The 25,902-nt window shown below is 47.2% G+C and carries 26 protein-coding genes and 7 pseudogenes; 15 read left to right on the top strand and 18 right to left on the bottom strand.

Annotated elements, in window-relative coordinates; translation table 11 throughout:
• Nucleotides 1-108 precede the first annotated feature (108 nt).
• Nucleotides 109-339 (top strand): annotated as a pseudogene (locus tag H6F51_16910) (IS6 family transposase).
• Nucleotides 340-382: 43 nt separating this feature from the next.
• Here H6F51_16910 and H6F51_16905 read toward each other — a convergent pair.
• From H6F51_16905 to H6F51_16890, 4 genes are all read right to left on the bottom strand, one after another.
• Nucleotides 383-1,033: a hypothetical protein gene (locus tag H6F51_16905; GenBank protein ID MBD1824153.1), complete on the bottom strand. Its 651-nt coding sequence runs from the start codon at nucleotides 1,031-1,033 to the stop codon at nucleotides 383-385.
• Between the two features lie 12 nt (nucleotides 1,034-1,045).
• Nucleotides 1,046-1,717 carry a glutathione S-transferase family protein gene (locus H6F51_16900; protein ID MBD1824152.1) on the bottom strand — a complete coding sequence of 224 codons (672 nt, stop codon included), beginning with the start codon at nucleotides 1,715-1,717 and terminating at the stop codon, nucleotides 1,046-1,048.
• A gap of 53 nt (nucleotides 1,718-1,770) precedes the next feature.
• Nucleotides 1,771-2,127 (bottom strand): nuclear transport factor 2 family protein, encoded by a 357-nt coding sequence (locus H6F51_16895; protein ID MBD1824151.1) that lies wholly within the window; start codon nucleotides 2,125-2,127, stop codon nucleotides 1,771-1,773.
• A 65-nt stretch (nucleotides 2,128-2,192) separates the two neighbouring features.
• Complete coding sequence (locus H6F51_16890; GenBank protein ID MBD1824150.1) at nucleotides 2,193-2,759, bottom strand: DUF2808 domain-containing protein; 567 nt, start codon at nucleotides 2,757-2,759, stop codon at nucleotides 2,193-2,195.
• Nucleotides 2,760-2,916: 157 nt separating this feature from the next.
• On the opposite strand from H6F51_16890, the gene H6F51_16885 reads away from it, so the two are divergent.
• Nucleotides 2,917-3,375, top strand: a complete 459-nt coding sequence (locus H6F51_16885; protein MBD1824149.1) for a MarR family transcriptional regulator — start codon at nucleotides 2,917-2,919, stop codon at nucleotides 3,373-3,375.
• A 391-nt stretch (nucleotides 3,376-3,766) separates the two neighbouring features.
• On the opposite strand, the pseudogene H6F51_16880 reads toward H6F51_16885, so the two are convergent.
• Both H6F51_16880 and H6F51_16875 read right to left on the bottom strand, forming a co-directional pair.
• A pseudogene (locus H6F51_16880) lies at nucleotides 3,767-3,898 on the bottom strand (DDE-type integrase/transposase/recombinase).
• Nucleotides 3,899-4,215: 317 nt separating this feature from the next.
• Nucleotides 4,216-5,154: a hypothetical protein gene (locus H6F51_16875; GenBank protein MBD1824148.1), complete on the bottom strand. Its 939-nt coding sequence runs from the start codon at nucleotides 5,152-5,154 to the stop codon at nucleotides 4,216-4,218.
• 249 nt (nucleotides 5,155-5,403) lie between these two features.
• Between H6F51_16875 and H6F51_16870 the strand changes: the two are divergent.
• The 3 genes and pseudogenes from H6F51_16870 (at nucleotide 5,404) to H6F51_16860 (ending at nucleotide 7,704) form a co-directional block, all read left to right on the top strand.
• Nucleotides 5,404-5,776 (top strand): annotated as a pseudogene (locus tag H6F51_16870) (hypothetical protein).
• 96 nt (nucleotides 5,777-5,872) lie between these two features.
• Nucleotides 5,873-6,670 carry an oxalate:formate antiporter gene (locus tag H6F51_16865; protein ID MBD1824147.1) on the top strand — a complete coding sequence of 266 codons (798 nt, stop codon included), beginning with the start codon at nucleotides 5,873-5,875 and terminating at the stop codon, nucleotides 6,668-6,670.
• Between the two features lie 319 nt (nucleotides 6,671-6,989).
• A pseudogene (locus tag H6F51_16860) lies at nucleotides 6,990-7,704 on the top strand (IS6 family transposase).
• A gap of 36 nt (nucleotides 7,705-7,740) precedes the next feature.
• On the opposite strand, the gene H6F51_16855 reads toward H6F51_16860, so the two are convergent.
• Nucleotides 7,741-8,523: a glutathione S-transferase gene (locus tag H6F51_16855; protein MBD1824146.1), complete on the bottom strand. Its 783-nt coding sequence runs from the start codon at nucleotides 8,521-8,523 to the stop codon at nucleotides 7,741-7,743.
• A gap of 357 nt (nucleotides 8,524-8,880) precedes the next feature.
• On the opposite strand from H6F51_16855, the gene H6F51_16850 reads away from it, so the two are divergent.
• The 3 genes and pseudogenes from H6F51_16850 (at nucleotide 8,881) to H6F51_16840 (ending at nucleotide 11,548) form a co-directional block, all read left to right on the top strand.
• The gene (locus H6F51_16850; protein MBD1824145.1) at nucleotides 8,881-9,693 is read left to right on the top strand and encodes an RnfABCDGE type electron transport complex subunit D; all 813 of its coding nucleotides are present in this window, start codon (nucleotides 8,881-8,883) and stop codon (nucleotides 9,691-9,693) included.
• Nucleotides 9,694-9,703: 10 nt separating this feature from the next.
• A complete protein-coding gene (locus H6F51_16845; GenBank protein MBD1824144.1) occupies nucleotides 9,704-11,071 on the top strand; it encodes a DUF2330 domain-containing protein in 1,368 nt (455 codons plus the stop codon).
• 120 nt (nucleotides 11,072-11,191) lie between these two features.
• Nucleotides 11,192-11,548: pseudogene (locus H6F51_16840) on the top strand (hypothetical protein).
• Nucleotides 11,549-11,659: 111 nt separating this feature from the next.
• Here H6F51_16840 and H6F51_16835 read toward each other — a convergent pair.
• The 7 genes and pseudogenes from H6F51_16835 to H6F51_16805 form a co-directional block, all read right to left on the bottom strand.
• A pseudogene (locus H6F51_16835) lies at nucleotides 11,660-12,383 on the bottom strand (IS6 family transposase).
• Nucleotides 12,373-12,576: a hypothetical protein gene (locus tag H6F51_16830; protein ID MBD1824143.1), complete on the bottom strand. Its 204-nt coding sequence runs from the start codon at nucleotides 12,574-12,576 to the stop codon at nucleotides 12,373-12,375. Before H6F51_16830 ends, H6F51_16835 begins: the two are co-directional and overlap by 11 nt.
• Nucleotides 12,576-13,151, bottom strand: coding sequence for a hypothetical protein (locus H6F51_16825; GenBank protein ID MBD1824142.1), 576 nt, complete (start codon nucleotides 13,149-13,151; stop codon nucleotides 12,576-12,578). Before H6F51_16825 ends, H6F51_16830 begins: the two co-directional genes overlap by 1 nt.
• A 67-nt stretch (nucleotides 13,152-13,218) precedes the next feature.
• Nucleotides 13,219-14,151, bottom strand: a complete 933-nt coding sequence (locus H6F51_16820; GenBank protein MBD1824141.1) for a phosphotransferase — start codon at nucleotides 14,149-14,151, stop codon at nucleotides 13,219-13,221.
• Between the two features lie 7 nt (nucleotides 14,152-14,158).
• The gene (locus tag H6F51_16815; protein ID MBD1824140.1) at nucleotides 14,159-14,704 is read right to left on the bottom strand and encodes a GNAT family N-acetyltransferase; all 546 of its coding nucleotides are present in this window, start codon (nucleotides 14,702-14,704) and stop codon (nucleotides 14,159-14,161) included.
• Nucleotides 14,701-15,246 carry a dihydrofolate reductase gene (locus H6F51_16810; GenBank protein ID MBD1824139.1) on the bottom strand — a complete coding sequence of 182 codons (546 nt, stop codon included), beginning with the start codon at nucleotides 15,244-15,246 and terminating at the stop codon, nucleotides 14,701-14,703. Before H6F51_16810 ends, H6F51_16815 begins: the two co-directional genes overlap by 4 nt.
• Before the next feature lie 91 nt (nucleotides 15,247-15,337).
• A complete protein-coding gene (locus H6F51_16805; GenBank protein MBD1824138.1) occupies nucleotides 15,338-16,102 on the bottom strand; it encodes a CPBP family intramembrane metalloprotease in 765 nt (254 codons plus the stop codon).
• 256 nt (nucleotides 16,103-16,358) lie between these two features.
• On the opposite strand from H6F51_16805, the gene H6F51_16800 reads away from it, so the two are divergent.
• From H6F51_16800 to H6F51_16785, 4 genes are all read left to right on the top strand, one after another.
• The gene (locus tag H6F51_16800; GenBank protein ID MBD1824137.1) at nucleotides 16,359-18,077 is read left to right on the top strand and encodes an ankyrin repeat domain-containing protein; all 1,719 of its coding nucleotides are present in this window, start codon (nucleotides 16,359-16,361) and stop codon (nucleotides 18,075-18,077) included.
• A gap of 313 nt (nucleotides 18,078-18,390) precedes the next feature.
• On the top strand, nucleotides 18,391-19,041 hold the full coding sequence (locus H6F51_16795) for a Uma2 family endonuclease (GenBank protein MBD1824136.1): 651 nt from the start codon (nucleotides 18,391-18,393) through the stop codon (nucleotides 19,039-19,041).
• A 629-nt stretch (nucleotides 19,042-19,670) separates the two neighbouring features.
• Nucleotides 19,671-19,934: a hypothetical protein gene (locus H6F51_16790; GenBank protein MBD1824135.1), complete on the top strand. Its 264-nt coding sequence runs from the start codon at nucleotides 19,671-19,673 to the stop codon at nucleotides 19,932-19,934.
• A gap of 36 nt (nucleotides 19,935-19,970) precedes the next feature.
• The gene (locus H6F51_16785; GenBank protein MBD1824134.1) at nucleotides 19,971-20,210 is read left to right on the top strand and encodes a hypothetical protein; all 240 of its coding nucleotides are present in this window, start codon (nucleotides 19,971-19,973) and stop codon (nucleotides 20,208-20,210) included.
• A gap of 150 nt (nucleotides 20,211-20,360) precedes the next feature.
• On the opposite strand, the gene H6F51_16780 is transcribed toward H6F51_16785, so the two are convergent.
• Both H6F51_16780 and H6F51_16775 read right to left on the bottom strand, forming a co-directional pair.
• Nucleotides 20,361-20,651, bottom strand: coding sequence for a hypothetical protein (locus H6F51_16780; GenBank protein ID MBD1824133.1), 291 nt, complete (start codon nucleotides 20,649-20,651; stop codon nucleotides 20,361-20,363).
• A 676-nt stretch (nucleotides 20,652-21,327) separates the two neighbouring features.
• Complete coding sequence (locus tag H6F51_16775) at nucleotides 21,328-21,651, bottom strand: hypothetical protein (GenBank protein ID MBD1824132.1); 324 nt, start codon at nucleotides 21,649-21,651, stop codon at nucleotides 21,328-21,330.
• A 117-nt stretch (nucleotides 21,652-21,768) separates the two neighbouring features.
• Here H6F51_16775 and H6F51_16770 point away from each other — a divergent pair, with 117 nt between their 5' ends.
• The 3 genes and pseudogenes from H6F51_16770 (at nucleotide 21,769) to H6F51_16760 (ending at nucleotide 24,162) form a co-directional block, all read left to right on the top strand.
• Nucleotides 21,769-22,371 (top strand): hypothetical protein, encoded by a 603-nt coding sequence (locus tag H6F51_16770; GenBank protein ID MBD1824131.1) that lies wholly within the window; start codon nucleotides 21,769-21,771, stop codon nucleotides 22,369-22,371.
• 204 nt (nucleotides 22,372-22,575) lie between these two features.
• Nucleotides 22,576-23,247, top strand: a complete 672-nt coding sequence (locus tag H6F51_16765) for a glutathione S-transferase (protein MBD1824130.1) — start codon at nucleotides 22,576-22,578, stop codon at nucleotides 23,245-23,247.
• A gap of 222 nt (nucleotides 23,248-23,469) precedes the next feature.
• Nucleotides 23,470-24,162: pseudogene (locus tag H6F51_16760) on the top strand (IS6 family transposase).
• Nucleotides 24,163-24,218: 56 nt separating this feature from the next.
• Here H6F51_16760 and H6F51_16755 read toward each other — a convergent pair.
• Complete coding sequence (locus tag H6F51_16755; GenBank protein MBD1824129.1) at nucleotides 24,219-25,190, bottom strand: phosphotransferase; 972 nt, start codon at nucleotides 25,188-25,190, stop codon at nucleotides 24,219-24,221.
• 4 nt (nucleotides 25,191-25,194) lie between these two features.
• Nucleotides 25,195-25,794 carry a phytanoyl-CoA dioxygenase family protein gene (locus H6F51_16750; protein ID MBD1824128.1) on the bottom strand — a complete coding sequence of 200 codons (600 nt, stop codon included), beginning with the start codon at nucleotides 25,792-25,794 and terminating at the stop codon, nucleotides 25,195-25,197.
• Nucleotides 25,795-25,902 lie beyond the last annotated feature (108 nt).

Below are 25,902 nucleotides of genomic sequence, written 5' to 3'. Positions count from 1 at the left end.
TGCCATGCTTATGAGGTTTGATGTGACCACAGAGCGGACAGTCCATAGAGCAATTCTCACCTGAAACCACTCTCAAGATATCATCCCACATCAGACTGACACACTATCGGATTGAACAACCGAGCTGAAAACTCTCACCAACCGACCCGAGTGCGAGAACGACGAATGCGACGCTTCAAGTCTCCAGGGCAAGCCCAATATTTCCTTTCTGCCGCTGACTCGATTCGCTCCCACTTTCACCCCAAGCAACACGAACTGAGTGCGAAACGATATCGAGAACAACTGCGCCAACGCTTTGAAGATTGGCGGGAGATCACGTGTGTGAAAGATGCTGCATAAACTTGAGCGAGACTGACGATTAAGGGAATTACACTGCTTAAATTCAAATGCTCCCGATTAAGTTGATAGTGCCGTCTAAAGCATTGAACAGACTGTTGATCGCTTCATCATACTGAGCTTGAGTTTTTGCAAACCCAGCATTGTACACCCCAATATTGATCCGACTAGCAACAAACGCATTGATCTGATCAATCTCGGTTCTCAATGCAGCCGGATAAAGGTCGATATTAGCTTCTGCGAAAGCATTAAACTCATTGTTCAGCATTCGCATGATGTCAGCTGATTCGTTGTTGACGATCGCCCCTAACTTTTTATCCCAGAGTACTGGAACCGTCACTCTACCCGTGAAGTCCGGCTGTGCTTTGGTGTACACATGAGGAAGAGCAGTACAACCATTGACGGTATCCGGTGTCGTATCGCTCCAACCGCCAAAGACCCAACCGTCAGGACTTCCCCAATCGGGACTGAGAACCGACATCGAAATCACATCGTCTAGCCGTTTCAGTTGCCGGACGAGAATCGTGCGATGAGCAAACGGACAAGCATACGAAACGTAAAGATGATAACGATTCGGCTCCACTTGGAAGTCAGAGGTTCCATCTGCTGAAACGTGAGATCGGAAAGAGCCGATCCCAATGGAATTGCCTTTAAGCTGCCCATTAGAATGCCAGGTTCCATCAATTAATAGTTTCATTGCTCCTCACTCCTAATTGATGAGAGTAGAGAGATAAGAATGGCGTTGTTTGAGAAATGCGAGTAGGCGCTGGTGATACTCTTCGACAACTGCATTCTGAACAGAAGAGCGAGCCTGTAGAGCTTGCCGCCAGCGTTTGAGGTCTGGGAACGTGGAGAAGCAATCTAAGTTGATTGCATCCTCGAAGACATTGAAGTAGCGAAAGATTGGTGCATAGACGGCATCGACTAGAGAAAAGGCCGCACCCGCAAAGTAAGGTTGACTGATTCCATTGCTTTCAATTCGAGCGAATCGATCAAGAAGCTCTTGACGTTTCTGCTCAAATTTTTCTTGCTCAGGCGCGTTGTACAACCCTGCGATCGTATTCAAAATGCTTGATCCAAACTCAATCCAAGCTCGATGCTTCGCTCGTTCTAGTGGGTTGGCAGGATGCAATGAACCGGGCGTGATTTCATCCAGATACTCACAAATGGCAGCAGACTCAAACAAAACCTCATCGTCAACTCGGAGCAACGGAACTTTGCCGAGCGGCGAAATTTGCAGAAACCAATCTGGCTTATTTCCCAAATCAATGTAGGTACGATCGTGCGGAATCTGCTTTTCTAACAGCGTAATCACAGCCCGCTGAACGTAGGGACAAAGTGGATGGCTGACCAGTTCTAGGTGAGGAAGCGATGTCCCCATAAAGATACCTCCATAAGAGTAGGTTGAGGCGAACGGGCAATCAAGGCGAGTGTTCAAGAACCGTAATAAAAGCGTTCATGAATCACCTTGCCGTCTTTCCATCGCTGAACAGAAACCTGATCATGCGTGACTTTGCCCCAGTCCGCATGTGTGTAGTCCACGAACCATTCTGAAATAATTACATCATCACCAAATGCAACGGTCTTTAATTCCGCACTCCGAAATTCAGTCACTTTTGAGAAGAACTCTAACTCCCGCTGTCGATTTGCAGCTTTCCCGATCGTGGCAGGTGTTTCGTTCTCTTGCATCACGACATCCTCACCGTAGTACTTCTCAAATGCCTCCATTGCTTTGCCTTGCAACACGAGGGTCTTGATGTCTTCAAAAGCAGCCTTGAGATCGAAACTCATAATTTTGTTCTCCTTAGGTTAAGTAACAGGTTGAATGACGCGGAAATAAACTGCAAGCGAGCGAACTAGCGACCCTGACTGTAAATCTGCACACGACCATGCCCTAGAAATAGCCCATGCTCTTGATCTCCCGCAGGATAAGCAGTGATGCCAAATAAATAGACACCCTCTGAGCTTGGATTGCGATCACTTTTGAGCGAAACGGTCACAGTTTCACCGGGTTGAATCGGTTGAGCAAATGCGATCGTCGTTGCTGTATTTTGATTCCCCCCAATGCTCTCAAGTGGAATATTGGTGCCATTGCCAGCGATCGCTCGACTTTGATTGAGATTAAATTCGATAGTTCTGGGATTTCCATCTTGAGTGATGGTAACAGCTTGTAGCGGCGCGCCTGCATCTTGAGGAACGGCAATCGTAAACTCATAAGCCGTTCCACCCACATAAGTAATGGGAATTGCATTTGTTTCCGCACGAACTAGGCGTGGAGCGTGGTCGAAGAAGAATTGTCCCGTCGGGTGTTGTCCTGCAACAGCAAGCGATGTCGATAGAGAGACCAATCCTGCTGTCAGCGCAATTGCATGAGCGAGACGTGATCGCTGAAATGAAAGCAGTGCATTGAAAGGATGGAACATGATTCGATTCTCCTACTGTTTGAAACTAGACAATTGCATTTGAAACTAAAATAAACATAGCATATTTAATTTCAAATGAAACTATCTGCTCTAGAATATTTGTAAATGAAACTATCTGCTATAGAATATTTGTAAATGAAACTATCTGTTTGGCACAATGAAGCCTATGACAAAACTCAACGATCTTCACAACTCCACCTGGCGGTTGTTTCTCACTACTCATGTCAAACTGCTCGATCAAATTGAAGCCAAACTTAAGGCAGCAGCGTTACCACCCTTGGAGTGGTATGACGTGTTGTGGACGCTCAAAGAAGCTCCTGAGCATCGATTGCGGCTGAGCGAAGTGGCAGATAGAGTGCTGTTGAGCCGAAGTAATCTGACGCGGTTGGTGGATCGGCTCGAAGCGGCAGGATTATTACGACGAGAACGCTGTCCGAATGATCGACGGGGCGCATTTGCCGTGTTAACAGAATCAGGATTCGCAATGCAAGAACAAATCTGGGCGGTTTACTCGGATTGCATTGCTGAATATTTCGGTCAATATCTTAATGACGAGGAAGCTCAAGTTATGCAGCAAGCTTTCAAACGGATAATTGCTGCACTTGATGCACAGTAGCAAGGCTTAGAAACTCAGAAGGTGAAACTAGCAGTCTGATTGAAATACAGAGACTTGTTAGAGTATGGCTGAATCTAGACAACCTATGAGTGCTGGTGCTGCCCGATCAATGCTAACCAACCTAGTACGAAAGCAAGCACAAGCCTAGAGATTTGTCGTGAAGCGGATTGTAAAACCGATGATGGGAATTTCTGATCCTTCAACACAGCAAGAAGAACTTTGAGCAGCATAGAGGCAATGGCTATGATTTGCAAAGAGCAGGTGAAAGCGATCAATCAAGGGAATAGTGTATCTCAAGCAAGATTCATCAGTAAACTCTTTAGAGTGATGGCTTAAAGCAATACGAACGAGACCCGTTCGTTTGCCACTTTGAGGCTTTGTGACACAACCAGAAAAAGCGTGCAGCAGCTTTTCCATCCCGATTCGCACTCAGCATAAAGTCGAGTGTGTTCCCCTCCGAATCCACCACTCGATACAAGTATTTCCACGCTCCTTTCACCTCGATGTACGTCTCTTCAACTCTCACTCAAGAACAATCAAATGCGCTTATCAAGCTCTGGGGCAAATTTCGGCACCTGACGGTTGTTTGCCTACAGCGTAGCGAAGCCATTGTGAAATCATCCACCTGAACTTCCATCTTGCATCAGGGTTGCTTCCGAAGAGACACCTGCCTAAGGCTAGAGATCTCTATCTGACAAGACCTGCTGATAACGAAATCTGTTTGATCTTTGCAATGACTTGAGTAGGCCTGGTGAGTTTTGTAGTGCTAAGTTCAATAGGCTACGCGCTTGCCTAACTGGTGAACCACAAACTTGGTCATGAATTCAACGCATGAAAAATTTAACTTTTGAGCACCGGAATGTATTCTAAGGCAGCGCGATCCCAATGTCCTAAATTCGCTGCTGCTTCGTAAGTGGTTTGCAGAAATGCTAGCACCATTGCGTCTGGATCGCTTGCCTGCCTTACTGCTTCATAGGGCAACACGAACTCTTGCATCTCTGAACTAAAGAATGCCTCCTGGGGTTGCACTAGGTAGTCTTTGAAACCTTCGGGGACTGGATAGGCGTAGGCATAGAACAACGCTTCGATTGCGCCTTTGCCAAACCAGAACCCGCAACTGCTCACCTCATGGGAGTAAGCCTCTCGCGTCACCCAATCTGCCATTCCTGGAACACCTCCCGGATGATCTGGCGCACGTCGTCCGGAGAAGCGTGTCACTGCCAGATCAAAACTACCCCAGAAGAAATGCACCGGACTACACTTTCCCGCATAACGAGCACGAAAAAGCGTGAGCAGGCGATCGCACTGCACGAGAATTCGCCAGAACCGTTGAGCACATTCACGATCATAAGCAGCATGTTGGATATCTTGTTGGAAGGGAATGGGATCGGTAACTTCCTGAGGTGTTGTCCAAATTTTCACCTCAATTGCAATGTCTTTTAGAGTACTCATCACTGCTTGATAAAAATCAGCGACAGAGCGAGGCATCAGTAAGATCGTTTTGGTCACTCCATCACTGGTTTCAATCACCAATTGATGATTGAGAAAATCAAAGGTGATTTGAAAAGTCCGAGTTCCATAGGGAATTGCTGAAGTGGTGAGTCCGCGTGGCGTGACGTAGAGAGTTGAATGCCACCAATGATTGACTTTAGGAGCGAGGGCTAATCGAATCTTGCCAATAATCTGAGTCCACAGATGGAGCGTTTCATTCGTGTCTTGCCACTCTGCGACAGGTAAGGGCAGCCAAACTTCAGATAAATTAGTTTCGGATCTAGCCATGATATCAACCTCTATACCGGCCTACCGCCTAAACGCTTTGCTAAAATCATTGTCTATCGTTTGACACCCAGGGGTCTAACTTGAATTACTCGATAGAAAATGGCTGAGTAATTCACACAATCGCTAAAAGTACATAATTTTTTTTGCAATTCTTCATGCTGACTGGGAATTAAGTTAGGAAGCAGCTTACCAATGCCTGCACAGATATCATACAGTAAGCACCAATCTCTCTGACTCGTTAACAAACCTATGACCCAACTCGATCAATCTGCGCTGAACGCTCGAAATAATCTAATTGCTTTGTTTCTATTGCTTTGCGTCTTAGACGTTGCATTAGTGATTATTGCGCGGGATAGATGGGCGATTGGTCGCATCTTGGTAGCAATTGCAGTGATGTATTTTGCTATACAGGGGCAGAAATGGGCTAAATGGCTCTTTGGTGAGCATCTGTAGTTTGCTGGTTGTCGTTCTAATCGCCATGGTGCTTGCGCTCGGCTCAAAACTCTCTACCATTCTGGTGATTGGGAGTTTGATAATGATTGTCCTCAATGCTGTTATTCCAATCTATATGGTCAGTAATAAAGATTTAAACCGTTATTTCTCTCATAAAAGGCAGGCTTAATTTTCCACAGCCTTCATGTAAGAAATTCGTCTCAACAGTACTGCTTAATAACATTAGGCAATAACATCAAACATCAACTCGCTTCACAACCTATCCATGGAAGTTCCAACGACTGCACTGATCAGCCACCAACTGTTTATCAGCAGAGCCCTCCCGCGTCTTGCAGCAGACCTACGAGTTGTGGGTGTTGCAGCAGCAGGTTCTTGGGCAGAGAACTCGATGGACGAGTTTAGCGATCTCGATTTGATCATCGCTGTGGAGCATGAGAGTTTCGCACAGGTTATGCCCGAGCGACAGAGCATTGCCGCATCATTGGGAGAGTTATTGGCAGCGTTTACGGGCGAGCATGTCGGTGAGCCACGGGTCTTGATCTGCCTTTACGACTCACCGCTACTGCATGTTGATCTCAAATTTTTGTCCATCAATGATGTGCAAACGCGAGTTGATGAGCCAGTTGTTCTCTGGGAGCGCGACAATCGTCTATCAAAGTCTTATGCTTCCAGCACTGGCAGATATCCCTTACTCGATGAGCAGTGGATCGAGGATCGCTTTTGGATATGGATTCACTATGGAACTGGCAAAATTGCGCGAGGAGAATTGTTTGAGGCCCTAGACTTCATTTCATACTTGCGTAGCACGGTTCTCGGTCCTCTAGGACTATTGCGAGCAGGGTGCAAACCGATTGGTGTTCGGAGAATTGAGCAGCTTGCACCTACTCTAGCTAAAGCCCTTGAAAGCACTGTCGCTTTGCACAACCGGAAGAGTTGTTATGTCGCATTGGAACGGTGTATCGAAATTTATCGATCGCTTCGTTCAGCGGCAGTGATCCACCGTGAAGCTGCTGAGGAAGCTGCCATTGAATATTTGAAGACGATGCTTGCGCATCAAGGATAAGATTCTCACTCACCCTGCTCAAATCCATAAAAGCTGCAAGCATATGATAGACCTGATTTTAGCTGCTCTAGCTGTCGAACTCATGTTGCAGGCGATTGATGTTCAACGATGGTTCAGTTAAAGATTAAAAAGATTAGCATGAGGCAGAACAAGAGGCTGCACCTAGCCCCCTACAATCTGCTCGTGCCCCGACTCCTTCCTATAGCAGGTAAGCTTGGTTGTTAGCTGACTGTATTAGGAGAAGTAACTCGCTGCGGTATTATCAACTTAACCCGAATGTAGAATAATCGTACTGATTTAACTCGGATCACCTCTTCTCATGTACTCCTGTCATCGCTTTCCCGGCGAAATCATCAGTTACTGTGTCTGGTTGTATTACACCTTCCCCCTCAGCTACCGAGATATCGAGAAGATGATGTTGGTCGCTTTCAGCGTGGCGAAGCCAACGCGGCATTGAGGTGACGTACGAATCGATTCGGGAATGGTGCCAGAAATTCGGACAGCAATACGCGAATCAGGTGCGGCGCAAGCGTCCCCATATCACTGACAAATGGCATCTTGACGAAATGATCGTCACAATCAAGAAGCAGCAATACTATCTGTGGCGAGCAGTAGACAGTGAAGGGAACGTGCTAGATGTCTTACTACAACGCCATCGAGACACCGAGGCAGCGAAGCGATTTTTCCGTAAGCTGCTGAAGAAACAAGGGTTTGTGCCACGGGTGATAGTCACCGACAAGCTGAAGAGTTACGAAGCGGCAAAGAAACAGGTGATGCCGAGCGTAGAACACCGACAACACAAAGGGTTGAATAATCGGGCAGAAAATTCGCATCAACCGACCCGGGTACGAGAACGACGAATGCACCGCTTCAAGTCTCCAGGACAAGCGCAACGATTTGTCTCAGCCTTTGACCCGATTCGATCCCACTTTCACCCGAAGCAACATGACCTGAGTGCAAAACGATATCGAGAACAGATGCGCCAACGCTTTGAGGATTGGTGGGAAATCACCTGTGTGAAAGATGCTGCGTAAACTGGAGCGATGACTGCGATCGAGAAATTATTGTGTCTAATTTTGATTGTCATCGGTTAAGTTGACAATGCCATAATGACGATGTTCTCGATAGAGACGCAAGCCGAACTCCCCTGCACGGGTAGCTCGACAAGCCCGAATATCATCTTGAACCTGAATTGGAGCTACCTCAATCGGTGAAGGTGGAATGTGATGCTCTGGTGGTTGGAGAATGGGCGCGGCTAAGGCGGCAAATGTTAGGTCGATCGCCGAAAATTGATCGCCTAATAAATATTTACGGCCGTCGCCTAAAATTTGGCTTACGCGATCAAATACTCCCTCGATTTCTCGATATGCTTCTCGCGCTGATGTTTTCGTAATTTGAAATCGTTTCTGCACAATCGACTTCACCTGTGGAAAAATGATCGGAAACAGAGGCTTTTGCCAGGTAGGTACGCCTTGAGTCCATTTTGGATAAATCAGCTCTGGGGTAAGAATCGTTGAGTAGCCCCAGCGACGAGTATTTACCCCTAAGTTCTCATTGAATAACGTTTCTAGTTCTATGGTGAGTGCCTGGAGTTCAGACTCAGAAGGATACAGTTTTCCAGATTGGAGAGTATCTAAATACCGCAGGATTCCTGTCGAGTCACAGATGGTTTGTGTATCTGTAACTAAAATAGGTAATGTAGTTCCACCATATTTCTTTACAGCGATCTGATGGAATGGCGGCATGTGTGCAAATTCTTGAAAGGGAATCTGTAAGTATTCCAAGGCCCAACGCGCCTTCTCACAATAGTGACTAACGGGAATTGTGATCAAACGAAAACGAGTTGACATCAATCTGATCCTAATCTGCAACTAAATCAATTTAAGTCTAGAGCACCATACTATGCCTGACTGCAACATTTTCATAGCAGAGTAGGGAATAATCGGCAGAATCTGACAAGTTCCTGATAGATAAGCTGAATTCATACGAATAGTTCCATTGCGGGAAGATTGACCTTTCTCCGCTCAATTCAATAGACAGGCAGCCTTTATTCCGTCAGAATGCTATCTACTCGCGAACGTTAAGGATTGGATGGCTTCCTCGGTTCAACAACTTTCGTGCTCTTGTTTCTTAATTTGTAACGTCATCCTCTTTATTCTTCAGAGAGTCAGATAATGGGTGCGATCGCACTGACGTGGATGAATCGCCCCATGTTTCAAGACGCTCGAATGTATCAAATTTTGTTTCTGTCGCTGTTCTTGCTGGTGGGCATGATCATGCGAGATTGGACCTTGCATCTCGACATGATCGCCACTGCGCTCGCCACTTGCGTCGGAGCACAGTGGTTCCTGGCTCGAACCACAGACCAACCCTTTACGCAATCGCTTCCCAGTGCGTTGATTACCGCTCTAGGCATGAGTGTATTGTTGAGAGCCGATCATTACACCACGATCGTCCTAGCTTGCTGTGCAGCCATTGGGAGTAAGTTTGTGCTGCGGGTGGGTGAGAAGCATTTGTTTAATCCAGGGAATTTTGGCATCATTACCGCGTTGCTCTTGACTTCGGATGCGTGGGTTTCTCCGGGACAGTGGGGAGAAGAGGGTTGGTATGCGGTGCTGTTTTTAGCAACAGGGGGATTGGTACTCAAGCGCGTGGGTAGATGGGATACCACGATCGCGTTTCTTGCTGCATATGGTGGATTAGAAGCGATTCGGAATGTTTACCTGGGTTGGACTTGGGATGTTTGGGGGCATCGACTGATGAGCGGATCGCTGTTGATGTTCGCGCTGTTTATGATTACAGATCCACGGACGATTCCAAATGCTCAGATTGGGCGAGTCATCTGGGCAGTTGCGATCGCGATGCTCACATTCATTTTGCGAAATCAATTTTTTATCTCAACGGCAGTGTTCTGGGCGCTCTTTGCATTGGCTCCTCTGAGCATGGTTATCGATCGAATTTTCCCGGATTCTCGCTTTTCTTGGGAACAGCGTGCAACGACTACAGAACCTTTATCCATCTAGGAAAGTGGGTATGAAAATATTTCGTGTTTTATTTGCATTTCTAGTGATTAGTTTGAGTTGTTTCATCTTCGTGCCAAAAGCCTGGGCTTTTTGTGGGTTTTATGTGGCAAAAGCAGATGCAAAACTTTATAACCAGGCGTCTCAGGTCGCGATCGCTCGTAATGGTGATCGAACCGTTCTAACGATGGCAAATGACTATCAAGGAGAGGTGAAAGACTTTGCGATCGTCGTTCCCGTTCCCACTGTCTTGCAGAAGGAGCAAGTCAAAGTGAGCGATCCAAAAATTATTGAAAGACTAGATGCCTTCAGTGCGCCTCGATTGGTTGAATATTTTGATCCAGATCCCTGTGCGCCAATGGACGATCGAGTCTTCTCTCCGGCGCTGCCCTCGGCTGCGGTGGCTCCCACAGGAAATGCAGCCAGGAAACGCCAAGAATCTTTGGGAGTCACGGTCGAAGCAAAATTCACCGTTGGGGAATACGACATTCTAGTTTTGAGTGCAAAAGAATCAAGCGGATTGGAAACCTGGCTGGTGGAAAATGGCTACAAGATCCCACGGGGAGCAAAACAGCTCTTGAAGCCCTACATTCGTCAGAAACTCAAATTCTTCGTTGCAAAGGTGAACTTAGACGAGTTTGATAAAGCGGGATTTCAATCCTTGCGCCCCTTGCAAATCACTTACGATTCGCCTCGATTTATGTTGCCGATTCGATTAGGAATGATCAATGCTCAAACGGCTCAAGATTTAATCGTTTACATCCTGTCGCCCAAAGGTCAGGCGGAAGTGACCAATTACCGGACTGTCAAGGTTCCCTCGGATGCAGAAGTGCCCCTGTTTGTGAAGGATGAGTTTAGTCGCTTCTACAAATCGATGTTTGAGAAAAGCTACGATCGCGAAGATCGAAAAGTAGCGTTTCTGGAATATGCCTGGAATATGAGCAATTGCGACCCCTGCTCGGCGGAGCCTTTAAGCTCTGAAGAGTTGAAACAGGCGGGCGTGTTTTGGCTCAATCGTTCTGAACCTGTCACGATGCCGCGTGGTTTCCGTCGTCCAGTGTTTAACTCTGACGTGTTCATCACCCGCTTGCATGTGCGCTATACCCGTGATAAGTTCCCAGAAGATTTGATGTTCCAGGATACTAACAATCAAGAAACTTTTCAGGGACGGTACGTTTTGCGGCATCCTTTCCAAGGCGAGACTAACTGTGCTGCGGGAAGACGATATCAGCGATCGCTCCGTCAACGGTTTGAAGAACAAGCGCAAACCCTCGCACGTCTCACGGGTTGGAACATTGATGAAATTCGCAAAAAACAGCCGCAAGTGCAGAGCCAGTCTCCTGGGTGGCAGGATGCTTTGATGTCGCTCCTTGGCATGTAAGTTGCCTCTGTTTCTTCAAGGGGTGACAACGAGCATGAAAGCTTGATGAGATACTGAATGGCAGCGACAAAAGCCGAAAAAATAGGGTGAAACCAAGTGATTCACCCCGTTAATCGAAAAATGTTGCCTTCATTTCATCAAGCCTGTTTGCAATCTCAACTCACCCCAACGCAATTCGTCACGCTAGAGATATTAATGGAACTGTTGCAACAAGAGCGATGCATTACTGTCGAGCGTTTAGCGACGCTGTTTCCACAACCGATTCTGTTCGAGAGTCGGCGGCGCAGGCTGCAACGGTTCTTAGACTTATCTCAACTGACTCCACAAGCAATTTGGTTTCCCATCATCAAGCAGTGGATCAAACGCCACATTCGATGCGAACAAAGGCTTCAGATTGTGCTTGACCGAACTCAGTGGCAAAACCATAACTTGATGATGGTCAGTTTAGTTTACAAAAAGCGTGCCATTCCCTTGTATTGAATTTGGCTCAACCAGCAGGGACAGAGTGGCTTGCGTAATCAACCGGGTTGTGTCGCAAAGACTTTAAGGTGACAAACAAGGTGGTCTTATTCGTATTGCTTCAAGCAATTACTCCAAAGATTTTATTGATAATTCTACTTGAGATACAGTGTTCCCTCGGCTAATCCCTTTCACTTGCCCTTTGCGAATCATATTCATGGCTTCAATTCCTCGCAATGTCTTTCTTGCTGTATTAAACGATTGAAATCCCATCATCGGCTTCACAATCCGTTTTACGTTGCGATGGTCTTGCTCAATCATGTTGTTCAAATATTTGCTTTGCCGTAATTCGGTCTCGGCTTTTAACGTTTTATCTTCCTTTAATTCATTCATCGCGACGGGATAGGCAGCATTCTTATCGACGGTGATCACTCGTGGAGTTTGAGTGTGCTTGGCTTGCAACACTTTACGGAAAAATCGTGCCGCTGCTTTCCCGTCTCGCTTCGCACTCAGCATGAAGTCCAGGGTGTTCCCCTCAAAATCCACCGCTCGGTAAAGGTATTTCCACTCCCCTTTGATTTCGATGTACGTTTCATCGACTCTCCACGAATCATGCGTGGGATTCAAGAACCTACGGATGCGTTTGTCGAGTTCTGGGGCAAATTTCAGCACCCAGCGGTTGATAGTGGAATGGTCCACAGCGACTCCGCGCTCCGCCATCCTCTCCTCTAGGTCTCGCACCCTTCAGGGAAGCGAAGCTACAGCTCAAGGAATAACGACAATACCAGCGCACATTCAGCAAGATGATGTCAGGCAAGAAGTGCCGCCATTTGAACAAAGAATCAGCCGTCATTTAGAGCAAGGTCAGGGAAAATTGAGCTTCCACACCTTATCATTTCTGCGACACAACCGCCTGTATTGCGTTGGAGGTCATACAACCCATGGGGAATGGCAACACCCGTCGCAAGTGACTTCCAATCTTGATCAAATACAGCAATGGCTTCATCCTGGGTATAAACTCGACCCGCATGATAGAGTTGCCCAATTAGTTCTCTTTTTTTGTATCCATGCTCAACACTGGATTGCCTGCTGCTTCATAGCGCGAACGCATCGCTTCAATGTTCTCAAACTGAGCATTGCGCTCAGGATGTTCTCCGGTCGCTAATCTTTTCTGCGCTTTGCGTTTGCGATAGTGGTGCTTTTCTAAAAGTTGATCCACCACGGTCACACAAATCGAAATGCCTTCTGCTTGCATTAACTGGGCAATCTCTTGACGAGTCAGATGCGTCCACTTGATCGTTTCGCTCATCGGCGACCCTGCTGTGTGTTGGGCAATCACCTTTAGAAAAGTCTCATCCAATCCAGGGTGCGTTTGGAAGGCTGATTTACGCCCACCTCCGGCACGGCGAACGCGGCTTTGATGCAACCGAGTGTCATCCTGAAGTTCTCGCTTGCCCAATTGCATCGCTTCGTCATCACAGCCGAAGAGTTGGCTGATATAGCTCAATCCACCTCGCCCTAATTTCACGGCTTCGATGGCTGCATATCGTCGGTCTTTCTCCGACAACGACTGGTAGAAGCGTTGCATTTGTTGTTCCACTTCAGGTGGATAGGGCAGCATTGATTCACCAAGTCAATCTGAACCTCTCCAGCCTATCATTTACTCCGGTTTTATTTAATCTGTGCTCCTAGAAGAGTGTGAAGTACTCGGCATCCAGGATTTGTTGAATTCTTGCTCTCACTTGAACGTAATCTTCTGGATCGTTCCGAATTGCTGCGATCGCTAAACCCTTTAACCCGATATGGAGCATGTAACAACGCAGTCGCTCTTCAAAATAGCAACGTGAGAGATCTATTTCTCTATCTTTTGCCCAGTGCTGCCATTGCTGTTTGTAGCAAATATTCTCAGACCAAAACTCCAAATAGGCAACATCGTACACATAATCTCCTAGCAGCAATTCCGCCCAATCCAAGACACCCGTAATCTGCTGCCCATCAGATATCACATTGTCAAACCCAAAATCACCATGTACCCAATATTTGCTAGCTGAGCAGAACTCTACATCCTTCAAAATCATGGCAAGAGCCTTGTCATAGATCTCTTGCTCCATAAATGTATCCTGAATGAGTTGCTTCCACGTAAAGGGAAATTTCTGGTTATGGAACGACAGCAAATACGCTTGCCAAGATGCAAAGCGACCCTGACCAGACGCATCGGTGAGTCCCCAACCGGAGTAATCTGAACTATCCAAAGTGTGAATGGCTAACAGCGTGTCAAATAACTTTGGCAGTACCTGTCCGATCGCTTGCGGTTCTATGTCATTCAGGGTCATCCCTGTACAGCGTTCTGTAATTGCGAAATAGTACAATTCGTTGAAGCGACCGGATTGAATCATCTTCGGAATTGGTAATTTGGATGAGCTAAAGTGTTGATGTGCAAAGGCATCCTTCTGAAAGTCTTCTTGATGGGTGTTGAGCCGAATGATAAAGGGTTGTCGATCAAGCATAAACGAAAATGCTTGCGAGAACATTCCTGATCCAATCAGTGAGACATCTGATACCAATCCGTCAAACTGAGATTGGAGAAAGTGAGCCACTAAGGCTGTGGTAGTTCTTGCCATTGTCGATTTATCCGCCTAAATCGGACTTCAGCAGTCCATACAAATAATCATCAACGAACTTACCATTCCGATAGACATGCTGGCGCTGGATACCTTCTAGCTGAAAGCCATTCTTCTCTAGAACTCGCCGCGATCCTGGGTTAAACTCAAAAACTCGCGTCCACAAACGAAGTAAATTTAAGTCTGTGAAGGCATAACGAACAAAGTTCCTAACCGCTTCAGTCATGATTCCCTGTCCCCAATATTCAGGGGCAAGCCAGTACCCTAGTTCCGCAACGTAAGATTGAGGATCAATCTCGCCAATCCCGATCGAGCCGATCAATTCCGCATTCGAGTTGCGAATTGCGAGTAAAGGGGGCTTGCCGAATTGATCAGTGAGATCTGTCTGACGTTGAATCCACTGGTTAGCATGTTCCTGCGTGTAAGGGTAGGGAATTGCTTCAGTTGTTTCATGAATGAGCGGATTATTCAGATGCTCAACATAGGCAATCTCATCTGAAGGCTGCAAGTTTGACAATGAAAAACCATTGCTGAGCGGTAGTGTGATGATCATGGCATTTCATCTGTTAAACACGATTTTAGATACCGTAACAAAACCACTCCACCAGGATAAGGCTTGCATTCAACCAACTTCAAGGTTTCTTGTGTTCCCGTTGCGCCAAACAGTGGAATTCCCGTACCCAGAATGGTTGGAATCGCTGCAATCATATATTCCGTAATGAATCCTTGTGCCCGAAAAGAGGCGGCCAATTGACCTCCTCCAACTAACCAAACTCGCTTGAGGTTCTCTGCTTGTAGTTCTGCAATAATTTCACCCGGACGTTTAGCGGTCAGTCTGACTTCTGGTTGCTCAACCTTCAGCGATCGTCCAGAGATAACCCAGCATGGTTTTCCTGGATATGCCCATTCCCCAAATCCAATTACTTGCTCGTAAGTCCGGCTTCCCATCAACAACGCTTCGATCGAGGCATAAAATTCTGCATACCCATAGTCATTGTCTTCAACTTGAAAATCAGCGAGCCAGTCTACGGTGCCATCAGAAGCAGCAATATAGCCATCAATGCTGACAGCAACTTGGTAAACAACCTGGGTCATAACCAATAACTTACTAGGTTTGGGCTTCATCTTAAAACACCCCTGTGCAAATCAAATAATGATGCTTTGCGGGCATAGCAGTGCGATTCGCTCAACTTCCTCCAATTCCATGTAAAACGAGATCGGCGCAGAAGTGGGATAGCATGGCATACTCCAGGCCATACCGCCAATATAGCCAGCCCAAGGGAATGCCAAGCAACGCATTGAGCGCGATCGTCCGGGTGATCACCACAGGCGTAAGCGTCCAGATTCTTGCAGCAGTCGGTAAATGCCCAATTCCAAAAAGGAGAGCCGCACTGACGATCGCAACCCAAACAATTTGTGCTGTAGGTTGAGATCGCCCTCTTTGAAGGGTCTTCCAAAGCAACCAAGCAATTAAAGTGGTACAGAATAAGCGCAACAACAGTTCTTCAGTAATGCCTCCGTAGAAAGAGGCTAACAATCGCTTCCATAAATCAACTCTGATTGGGGTTGGAGTCGCGGGCATCCAGGGTTGAAACGCGAGATCTAGCCCCATCAGAATGAAGCCTCCGACGACACCAACTCCCAATGCTGTCCTTAAAGCAACTTGAGAAACAGGCGGCAACGGATGATTATTAATCCAGGCACGAGCAAAGGGGCTATCGAATTTCAGGGAGAATCCTAAGCGAAGCCCAATCCAACAGAGCAAAAGCAACAAAACTCCAGTTTGTACCGCAGAGAGAATTGCTAAAACAGGCAATGGGACAGGAATTGCGGCGGGAATGGGCGCGAGAGATAGCGCATAGGGAAATACTGCTAACGATGCCAAACCTCCTAGCACTGCCCAGAAGACGGCTAATCGAAAGTGACGAGGGGTTGCTGTGTGTATAGACATGGTAGTTTGAGGCGTTGGATTAGGGTTGAAGTGGAAGGGTAAACCAAGAATTATGCTCCTGCAATCAATTCCCAGTTCGCTATAGAATCTTGCATTTAGCAATTAGCCACTCATCATCTAATGTTTTCATGGGGGTCTAATTGGGGACAAGGTACCGACAAACGCGGAATGAGGCGCATCTACATCATGATGGAAGAGCCTCCGAAATGACTGGCTCAGCGATTGAATCTCTATTTCAGAAACAACAGAGGCGAAGATGAGAATTCATCGCTATGCTGAACGCGGTGACCTTTCAGGGCTGCAGCGAGAACTCAGGCAGGGGGCCAACATTAACGAGAGCGAATCTCCTGCGGATTCGTTTAGGCCGCAGACCCCGCTTCAATGTGCGCTGGCAAGTCCAAGCGCAGGAGTTGAGATTGTGGAATTTCTGATTGCCAATGGGGCGCGGCTCTCGCTTTCGCCAGGGCAAGGGAAATCTGACTTCAAATGGGCCATCCGGTCAGGCAGGATCGAAAAACTTCAGGTGCTACTAGATTTAGGAGCAGACATCACTGAGGTTGATGCAGAAGGCTACGATGTCCTAATTGAAGCCATGTTCAGCGAAGCGCAAGGCTCAGAAAAGATTGCCCTGGTAGAGTTTCTGATTCAACAGGGTGCTCCTCTAAATGGTGAAAGTACTTATGGCGAGTCAGCCTTGAGCGTCGCCTCGCGCTGTGGCTGGTTTGACATCGTACAAGTTCTTTTGGACGCTGGATGTGATCAATCTCGCCTTAGGTGGACTGAATTAATGCAAGCGGTTGCACTTGACACCCTCGCTGAGGTGCAAGCTGAACTAGACAGAGGCGCAGATTTAACCGCAGTTGATCGCTGGGAACGCACGCCTTGGTTGTTAAGCCTACAAACCGGAGACCGATCCAAAGCGCAACACTTGCTGGAAGCAGGGTCAGATCCGTTAGCCGTGGGACGCTGTGGCAAATTGCCGATGATGTACGCGATCGAATCCGGCAATCTTGAGCTGCTTCAATGGTTGATTGAATTAGGATTAGATGTCAATGCCACCGATGAGTTTGGGGAAACGGCATTGATGTTGGCAGCAGAACTGGATCAAGTAGAGGCAGCTTCAGTACTTTTGTCTGCCGGAGCTGATTCGTCTCGGATCAACCAATTCAACCAAAGAGCATTCAGGAAAGCTCGCAGTCTCGAAATGATTACCCAACTCGTTGCAGTTGGAGAGGATTTGGCTGACCTTGATCCTTCAATGCGACGCCTTTTTACCAAAGTGGACAAACCGGATGGGTGGGATCTCGATTCCAAGCACTACGAGGCTGATAAATATCCGCGATTTGGCAAGCGCAATCCAGAACGAATGGCTGTTCCGTTTTGGCGCGAAATGGTGCGATTTCGAGGTGAGGCTTATGCCGCCCGTATTCAGTATCAAGACACTGAATATCCGATAGAAGCAGCGGTTTGGTGCTTTCAGCGGTTTGGACAATCAATGACAGTACTACCCGACGGGCGAGTGATTGAAATCGCTGGAGAACACGAAGACTATTACGATCCTGACTTCTACATCTATAACGATGTAGTCGTTTACGACGGTCAAGGTGATTTCCAGATTTACGGATATCCTAGAACAGTCTTTCCTCCCACAGACTTTCACACTGCAACCTGGGTCGATGGCTGGATCTACATCATTGGCAATTTAGGCTATCGTGACGATCGCATCATTGGCGAAACGCCAATCTATCGGCTCAACTGCATGACGTTTGCGATCGAGCAAGTCACAGCCGTTGGGGAAGCGCCAGGCTGGATTAGTGGCCATCGCGCTGTTCTGCAGGGTCGCCAAATTCGGGTCAGCGGGGGACAGATTTGGACAATCGAGCAGGATCAGCCGACTCTCGTTGACAATACCGCTCAGTCTTTCTTGGACTTAGATCAGTCTTGCTGGCATCGAGTAGAGATAGGATCGGCGTGACTTGATGCGGTCGTCGGATAGTCGTCTGTTCTATGCGCTGCGATATAAAAAATCGCTGAACTGGAACGGAGCATGGGTTATCTATTGAGATACCCAAGTTATCACCGTCTAATTAGCTCAGCCATTATCATTGAATTTGAATTTACCTTTCCAAATTCTAGTTAACTGCTGCACCCTGCAGAAGTTCCGGGCTTAGAACACAAACAGAACTTGACATCTATGGGAGCATGAATGCCGACAGCATCAGCAAACAGTTCGCTTAAGATTGGAGAACAGGGCAGTCAGAGACACCAATCTTGGAGAGGAAACGGGTATGGTCGTGCAGATTCCGATTCAACGAATTCAGGTTCCACCGGGGCAGCGGGTGCTGCTACGCGAGGTCAGTTGGAAGGAGTTTGAGGCAATTTTGCAGGAGTTGGGCGATCGTCGCTGTGAACGGGTAGCGTATTGTGATGGACTGTTAGAGATTATGTCTCCTTTGCCAGAGCACGAGTATTTCAAGGAAACGATCGGTGATGCAATCAAGGACATGGCAGAAACGCTCGACCTAAATTATGAGGGCTACGGTTCAACCACTTGGCGAAAACAGGCAAAGCAAGCAGGCTTAGAGCCAGATAACTGCTTCTATTTCCAGAATGAAGCCAGAATTCGCGGCAAATTGCAGTTTGATCTGGCTCAAGACCCACCCCCCGATCTGGCATTGGAGATTGATGTGACGAGTCAGTCGTTAGAGCGGTTTCCGATCTATGCCCGCTTGGGTGTGCCAGAACTCTGGTGCTATGACAGTGGCAGACTGAGGATCTATCGCCTCCAGGGTGAACAGTATGTTGAGGTGGAACGGAGCAGCATCTTTCCGCAATTGGAGATTGCTGCTTTACCCCAATTGATTGAGGCAAATCGCTCTGAGGGACGGTTAGCGTTGCGGCGAGCTGTTCGGGCATGGGTGCGAGAGCAAGTGGGGTAAGGGTGAAGGGGCGAATCGGTGATGTGACCTTCTCGATCGTAGAACCCAGTGCAGCACTGCGAAGAGGAGCAAAACCTGTGTTGCATTTGTCGGAGCCGAAGGCTGAAGCGGTTGAGGCATTGAACGAATAGATACGATCGCTATCTGAATCAAGTTACGCACCTGGCAATATTGCTATTTTGTATCGGTGGCATCTGGAGAGAGACGAAGAGTTATTTAATAAAATGCTGAAGCGATTAATTTATTCAGACTTGAGAAGTTACTGGATTACCGAGAATGATAATACGAAACGAAACTACAGTATAGCTCAACCTGGAATACGAGCTCTTACATCGTTGTCATTGCTAGGATTACAATTCAAAGTTGTTCTACTGCTGTGCGTGGAGCAATTTGCGGACTTGTCGCAACTCCAATCCGGCAGAGGCTTCAATGGCACGACGACAGTTTTATGTATCGATGGCTCGCGCACAAGATGAATTGCAGTTGTTTGGATTAGGCAGCACGAGGATTTTGCAGGAATTGCCAGAGTCAGAGCTTTGAGGTTCTATAAGGATTGGCAATTCCCGTGAAATAGCTGAAAATAAAACAAATCTCCTTAATCTAGCTGCACACATCATCGGAGCCAGGAGATGAAACACGCAGACTCGAAGGCATTGGACCGATTAGAAGAATTGCTGGTAAAGCTTCGTCAATATCAGGGCTTGAAAGAAAAAAAGCGTGGAATCTTCTACTGGAAATCGAATGCCTTTCTTCACTTTCATCAAAATCATGACCAGCTATTCGCTGATTTGCGGATTGGTTCAGATTGGGAGCGCTTTCCAGTGAATACGCAACTTGAACAAGAGACATTCCTTACCCAGGTTGAGATTGAATTGCGAAAACAGGGCATTTAGGGATTTCTGTATTTAGATGGGAATTGGAGCAGAAAGATGAGTCAGCCATACGACGATCGCTTTTCTTCACCCTGCGAAGATGATTTGTATTACGCAGGTGAATTAGTGCCCAATCCTGTTCAGCGCTGGACGAGGGAGCAGCAGATCGCGTTGTTGGATTCTCACCCGATGTTCACGGGCAGATGTCCGAAGTGTGAGCAATCGATGCTGCAAACTCATCCCGCGCGGGTTCACTGGGATTGTGAGCATTGTGGGTGGAGCGATGATTCCGTGTAGACGCTTAAAGACTGGGAATTCGGAAATACCAAACTTCTCTAAAAAATTCTCCTCAAATCATTTACAGTTTCACACACCAAATTAGGCTTACTCTTTGACACACTCACACGAATTCTATTTGTGGAGGTGTGTCAATGTTTGCGAGTCGCCCTAGCGATTTTCGGACGAAGCGGAACCGGGTTTTGTCGGCGTTACACGTTGAGGATGCCTCGGCTGAGAACGATGCCTCGACGGGTGGTGCATTGGTTCTGACGAACGTGGAGGTGGTGAAGTCGCCTCCACTAAATAAATCCGGTTCCCCGTCAAGGCGTTGTAAAACAATCCTACTGTGCATTGCCATCCTTGACCTTCGAGTTCTACAACGCGCAGGTCACGCTTTTGCCGCGCCTGTTGGGCATCGTCCCAATCCTGTTCGAGAAAGACTTCACAGAGAGAATCCATCGGAGTAACTGTTTGTGGAATGAGTGGGACTGTGGGTTCGACGATCGTATCGCTCCATCTCGAAACGATCGTATCACTCCATCTCGACTTCGACGGGTTGCAAGTCGAGCAGATCAAATTGGTAGATTCATAGCAAACTTGAAAAATCAAGCGATCTCTGGGTTGATTTCTAAGCTGAACGATCAATTGATGCGTGCACCGCGCTCCATATTCGCGCTTTCTGTCGATCAATTAGAGTTTGGCCTTAATCTGTTGCTTCAGTTCACCAACTGCATCCCGATGTCCTAGAAAGACGTAGAGACTCTGGAGCAGAGAGCGATCGACATTGTTCTGAATTTGTACAATTTCTTTCATTGCCATCCGTCTCGTGCAGTTAATCTAATATTTGCACCCTGTCGGAAAAATAGTGTTTCTGTGAAAAACTGTTCGGCCTATTGCTAAATTACAATTCCCCTGAAACGGCCAGCAGCCTGAACCTTGAAAACACTGAATTCAGGGAATACCAAATGAGAACACGCCTCTACAACAGCCTGGAGATCGCTGATACCAGCACTACTGGAGATGCAACAGCATCAAGCCTTTAATCCCAGCAGATCGAGTGAATACAGCGGTATCTCGCATCTAGAGAGCCAATTCTGATGGCAGAAGCACTATCCAGCTTCCAGGCTTTGTACCGTCACAAGGCATCAGGACGGGACAGTGAATCAATCAAGTCCTCGATCGATTCCACATCTGAGCAATTCTGCAGTTCGGATTTAAACCATTGAACTTCGCCTGGGTCTGTATCGGGCAGCTGATACACCAATAGCACTCCAGCCACTCGCGCCAGCGTCAGCGCATCGGGAGAAAGGTGGCTCACCAGTCCTCGGGCCGTTTCGTATAGCTTCTGAACCGCATCCACATCGTGCGGTTGCCCCAGTTGCAGAGCAAGCTGCTGTAAGTTTTGTTGCACGGCTTGGACCGTTTCTGCATCTTCGGAGTAGTTCAGCGAATTAGACATTGTAAAGTACAGATTACAGGGTATGCTTTCAACTTAGCTCAATTCCTGAAACAATCATCTATTTGACAATCCTGGTACTACAATCAAAACAATCTACTACCCTTGGAAACAGCCACTATGTCCTATCTGATGTTAAGTGATCAAACAAGACAACATCTAGAGCAAGAGCGGTCGCGATTGATGAGTGATCGCTCAAAGATTGTCTCAGATATTGAATCTTCAGTGAAGGCTGAAGTGGATCGAGCGATTCAAACGCTCAACGCGCTCCTGAATGAAGCGCCCGTCGAAGTCGTTCCCGCAGATGGGATTGTTGAAGCAGTGACTGAGTTATTGGAACATCCACCGACTGAAACAGCGACAAAATCGCTGCGAGCCCGTTCTCGTGAGCCGAAGGCAACGCGCAAAACCGGGACGAAGAAGGTGAAGCCTGAACCAAAAGACCAATCAGCCTTTGATGCGACTCAGCTCAAGCGCAAGTTCAAAGGTAAGAAGCCAATCGATGCGATCGTCCAAATCTTGCAGCAAGATTCAGAACAGATTCATACGATCGACGACCTGATTGCTGAGCTGTACGGCAAATTTGATGAAGCGGAGATGTCGAGAGCCAGAAAGACATTGGGCGCAACGTTAATGCACGCCACTCGGGCAGGCACCATTGAGCGAGTCGGAGACAAACCCTCACGCTTTAAGCTCGGTCAGCCTGCTGTGGTTCCAGCTTAGTTGAGGTAATAGTATCTGGTGCCTTGCCAGGGCTTCCAGAATCAGGACTTTCGCCTGATAGACAAAGCCGAGCTTTGCTCGGCGCACTTGCGACGCAACCTAAATTCCTGCATTGGGGAGAGGAATAATTGGAGGGCATCGTCTAGCCTGAACACTTCGCATAAGCTTTCTAGTTGTCATATTACGGTAGAAGGATAGATTTAGATGATAACTGTTCATCACTTAAATAATTCTCGCTCCCAACGCATCTTATGGTTACTGGAGGAACTAGAGTTAGAATACGACATCAAGTACTACGATCGCGACCCCAAAACGCTCCTAGCACCCGCATCTTTACGTCAGGTACATCCACTAGGTAAATCCCCAGTTATCACCGATGGAACGCTGATAGTGGCAGAGTCTGGAGCGATTATTGAGTACTTGATAGAGCAATACGGACAGGGACGGCTAGCTCCTCCACCTGGTACACCAGAGCGATTACGCTACATCTATTGGTTGCATTATGCCGAAGGTTCGGCAATGCCTCCTCTGTTACTAAAGCTGGTCTTCGATCGCATTGAGCAGCAACCGATGCCGTTTTTTGCTAAACCAATTGCTCATGCGATCGCGAAGCGCACTAAAGAGACGTTCATTATTCCTCAAATTACACAGCATCTCAATTACTTAGAGGCAGACCTGGAGAAAAGTCCGTGGTTTGTGGGCAATGAGTTCACTGCTGCTGATATTCAAATGAGCTTCCCGATTGAAGCTGCGGTGGCACGAGGAGGATTAAATGCTAGTTATCCAAGATTGAGAGAGTTTTGCGATCGCATCCATTCCCGTCCCGCATACCAACGAGCATTAGAGCGGGGCGGTAAATTTCAGCTTGCAAGCTAAGAGGACGTTTGAGAAGTAGCGGATTATACTCAAAATCGCTTTTCAATGCTTATCCAGAAAGGCTGAAAGCGCGATTTCTCCGTCATAACTGTTTGCTGTTAAAGTATTAATTGTTACTTCTCAAACGTCCTCTAAGGGAATTACGATTGTTCGTATGGTATTGTCAGGTGAAACAAACTGTAGAATGATCGTACTGCTCTAACGCGCGATCTCAATCTGCTCATGTATTCTCGACATCGATTCCCCAGCGAAATTATTAGTCATTGCGTTTGGCTGTACTACACCTTTCCCTTGAGCTACCGGGATATCGAGAAAATGATGCTGTATCGCGGCATTGAAGTCACTTACGAAACGATTCGGGCATGGTGTCAGCAATTCGGACAGCAATACGCGAACCAGATTAAACGCAAACGCCCGTACATCACCGACAAATGGCATCTCGATGAAATCGTGGTCACGATTAAAAAGCAACAGTATTATTTGTGGCGAGCAGTCGATTCAGAGGGAAATGTGCTGGATGTTTTGCTCCAACGGCATCGGGACACAAAGGCAGCAGAGCGGTTTTTCCGCAAACTACTGAAGAAATAAGGCTTCGTGCCACGGGTAATTGTGACAGACAAGCTCAAAAGTTATCAGGCAGCCAAGAAGCGGGTAATGAAGAACGTGGAGCATCGACAGCACAAAGGGTTGAACAACAGAGCGGAGAACTCGCATCAACCGACTCGAACGCGAGAACGACGAATGCGACGATTCAAATCCCCAGGGCAGGCGCAACCATTTCTCTCGACGTTTGACCCGATTCGAGGACACTTTCATCCCAAGCAACATCAACTGAGTGCAAAACGATATCGAGAACAACTGCGCCAACGATTTGAGGATTGGCGAGCAGTCGCCTGCTTGAACACTGCTGCATAAAATTGAGCGACACTAGCGATCAAGGGATGATCGTGCCTAATTTTGATTGACATCGGTTAAGTTGACAATACCTTGGCAAGTGCTTCTACTCCCTCTAAATGTGCCTGGATATAATCTGGGTCATTCAACCAATCATTCCCCCAAGTTGCACCTGGCTGTGCAGGTAGCGCCATCACCCAAATTGCTCGCAGCGTCGCGAGCGCGGGAATCGCAGCAAGTTCCTGCGCACTCAATCTACGAACAGTGTGATATCCCTGCAAGATTGCCGCCCATTCTTGGCTTCTCAATGCTTGATCTGAAGAAGTTGAGATTCGATTCCGCCAGTAGCAAGCAAGGTCATAGACACAAAGACTCAAGCCGCAACTTTCAAAATCGAACAAGGTTGGAACAGTTCCTTGAAACTTGATGTTTTCTAAATGCACATCACCATGACAAAATCCTACTGCTAGCGCAGAGGCATTCCCCCAAATGATCGTTCTCATTTCCTGAGCAATCGCCAGCACCCGCGATCGTGCTTTTTCCCCAAGCCAAGGCGCAAGATAATTGAGCGGTTCTTCTGCTAGAAAATGATAGTTGATCGTTGGGCGGCTTTTAATTCTCAAAGTCGTAGCATGGTTATGAAGTTCAGCCAAAAGCCTTCCCAAAGCTTCAGCTTGTGTTACGGTTAAGTGAGTTTCCTGAACACCGATTGCATTCGCATACAAAACTCCGGGAAGTTGATTGCCTGTTATCTCTAAAACACCAGCAAACTGACCATCTTGGCGACGGAGTGGAGGAGCGACCTGCATTCCTTGTGCATAGAGTTCGTTAACTAAGCTTGCTTCTTCTTCAAGTTGCTCGATAGAAGTTGGTTTTCCTAAATAGAGGCGCAACCAATAGTAATCTTTTCCCACAGTAATACGGACAATGAGTTTCTCAAGGGTGGGTCGATCGAGAAGTTCACAGTTCACGCTGTTCTTGAAAGCATAGGTTTGAGTTACCCATTGCGCAATATGATGTTCTAGAGCAACTTTGGAATGAGAGAGCATAATGTTACCAAGGATCTAAGCCTACTAATTTGCGACCTAAAGCAGTCAGCGTTGCAGGCTCTCCTGGCTCTGGGTCTTGTTGAGTGGGTAAACCTCGCCACCAGACTGGAGCGCGTTTTTGCTGCCACCAAGACACTGCATTTTGTCGATCGTCTTCATTGCCCGCTTTGTACATGCTAATATACTGTGTGGCTCTGGGTGTACAATCCAGGTTTACACCTGCACAATGCGGAAGTTGTGGCTTCCAAATCACCATGTCACCTGCTTTTCCGGGGATTGCAATCGATGGAATTTCTGACAGATCTGCGGATTGATAGTCAAAGTTTGAACTTTGTTGATTCAGCCAATCTTCTAATGAACGATAAATCTGTGGCGCACAGCGAAATGCTCCCCGTTCTTCTGGAGTATCTGTTAGATAAAGCATTCCTCCCACAAACCCTGATTCTTTAGCGGGGTCAAGATCCCAATGTAGCCGAGGGTCTGGAAATCGTGACATCGTTCGGGGTGGAATAAAGCTAGCCCGATCCATCGTGACCCAAAGTTTTTCGGTTCCCCAAAGCTCACTAGATAATTGATGCACTTTAGGATACTGCCGATTGGGCATTGTCAGGTTAACCGGGACGTAGAATAATCGGACTGGTTTAACTCGGATCACCTCTTCTCATGTACTCCCGTCATCGTTTTCCCGGCGAAATCATCAGTTACTGTGTGT

This window comes from Cyanobacteria bacterium FACHB-DQ100 (genome assembly GCA_014695195.1).
In the GTDB taxonomy this organism is placed as follows: Bacteria; Cyanobacteriota; Cyanobacteriia; order Leptolyngbyales; family Leptolyngbyaceae; genus Leptolyngbya.
The sequence above is the reverse complement of the archived record's forward strand: the minus strand, read 5'-3'. Positions and strand labels throughout refer to the sequence as shown.

Excerpts from the sequence above, each read along its gene's own strand:
- H6F51_16905 (MBD1824153.1), bottom strand. The coding sequence starts at position 1,033 with ATGAAACTATTAATTGATGGAACCTGGCATTCTAATGGGCAGCTTAAA.
- H6F51_16900 (MBD1824152.1), bottom strand. The coding sequence starts at position 1,717 with ATGGGGACATCGCTTCCTCACCTAGAACTGGTCAGCCATCCACTTTGT.
- H6F51_16895 (MBD1824151.1), bottom strand. The coding sequence starts at position 2,127 with ATGAGTTTCGATCTCAAGGCTGCTTTTGAAGACATCAAGACCCTCGTG.
- H6F51_16890 (MBD1824150.1), bottom strand. The coding sequence starts at position 2,759 with ATGTTCCATCCTTTCAATGCACTGCTTTCATTTCAGCGATCACGTCTC.
- H6F51_16885 (MBD1824149.1), top strand. The coding sequence starts at position 2,917 with ATGAAGCCTATGACAAAACTCAACGATCTTCACAACTCCACCTGGCGG.
- H6F51_16875 (MBD1824148.1), bottom strand. The coding sequence starts at position 5,154 with ATGGCTAGATCCGAAACTAATTTATCTGAAGTTTGGCTGCCCTTACCT.
- H6F51_16865 (MBD1824147.1), top strand. The coding sequence starts at position 5,873 with ATGGAAGTTCCAACGACTGCACTGATCAGCCACCAACTGTTTATCAGC.
- H6F51_16850 (MBD1824145.1), top strand. The coding sequence starts at position 8,881 with ATGTTTCAAGACGCTCGAATGTATCAAATTTTGTTTCTGTCGCTGTTC.
- H6F51_16845 (MBD1824144.1), top strand. The coding sequence starts at position 9,704 with ATGAAAATATTTCGTGTTTTATTTGCATTTCTAGTGATTAGTTTGAGT.
- H6F51_16825 (MBD1824142.1), bottom strand. The coding sequence starts at position 13,151 with ATGCTGCCCTATCCACCTGAAGTGGAACAACAAATGCAACGCTTCTAC.
- H6F51_16820 (MBD1824141.1), bottom strand. The coding sequence starts at position 14,151 with ATGGCAAGAACTACCACAGCCTTAGTGGCTCACTTTCTCCAATCTCAG.
- H6F51_16815 (MBD1824140.1), bottom strand. The coding sequence starts at position 14,704 with ATGATCATCACACTACCGCTCAGCAATGGTTTTTCATTGTCAAACTTG.
- H6F51_16810 (MBD1824139.1), bottom strand. The coding sequence starts at position 15,246 with ATGACCCAGGTTGTTTACCAAGTTGCTGTCAGCATTGATGGCTATATT.
- H6F51_16805 (MBD1824138.1), bottom strand. The coding sequence starts at position 16,102 with ATGTCTATACACACAGCAACCCCTCGTCACTTTCGATTAGCCGTCTTC.
- H6F51_16800 (MBD1824137.1), top strand. The coding sequence starts at position 16,359 with ATGAGAATTCATCGCTATGCTGAACGCGGTGACCTTTCAGGGCTGCAG.
- H6F51_16795 (MBD1824136.1), top strand. The coding sequence starts at position 18,391 with ATGGTCGTGCAGATTCCGATTCAACGAATTCAGGTTCCACCGGGGCAG.
- H6F51_16790 (MBD1824135.1), top strand. The coding sequence starts at position 19,671 with ATGAAACACGCAGACTCGAAGGCATTGGACCGATTAGAAGAATTGCTG.
- H6F51_16785 (MBD1824134.1), top strand. The coding sequence starts at position 19,971 with ATGAGTCAGCCATACGACGATCGCTTTTCTTCACCCTGCGAAGATGAT.
- H6F51_16780 (MBD1824133.1), bottom strand. The coding sequence starts at position 20,651 with ATGGATTCTCTCTGTGAAGTCTTTCTCGAACAGGATTGGGACGATGCC.
- H6F51_16775 (MBD1824132.1), bottom strand. The coding sequence starts at position 21,651 with ATGTCTAATTCGCTGAACTACTCCGAAGATGCAGAAACGGTCCAAGCC.
- H6F51_16770 (MBD1824131.1), top strand. The coding sequence starts at position 21,769 with ATGTCCTATCTGATGTTAAGTGATCAAACAAGACAACATCTAGAGCAA.
- H6F51_16765 (MBD1824130.1), top strand. The coding sequence starts at position 22,576 with ATGATAACTGTTCATCACTTAAATAATTCTCGCTCCCAACGCATCTTA.
- H6F51_16755 (MBD1824129.1), bottom strand. The coding sequence starts at position 25,190 with ATGCTCTCTCATTCCAAAGTTGCTCTAGAACATCATATTGCGCAATGG.
- H6F51_16750 (MBD1824128.1), bottom strand. The coding sequence starts at position 25,794 with ATGCCCAATCGGCAGTATCCTAAAGTGCATCAATTATCTAGTGAGCTT.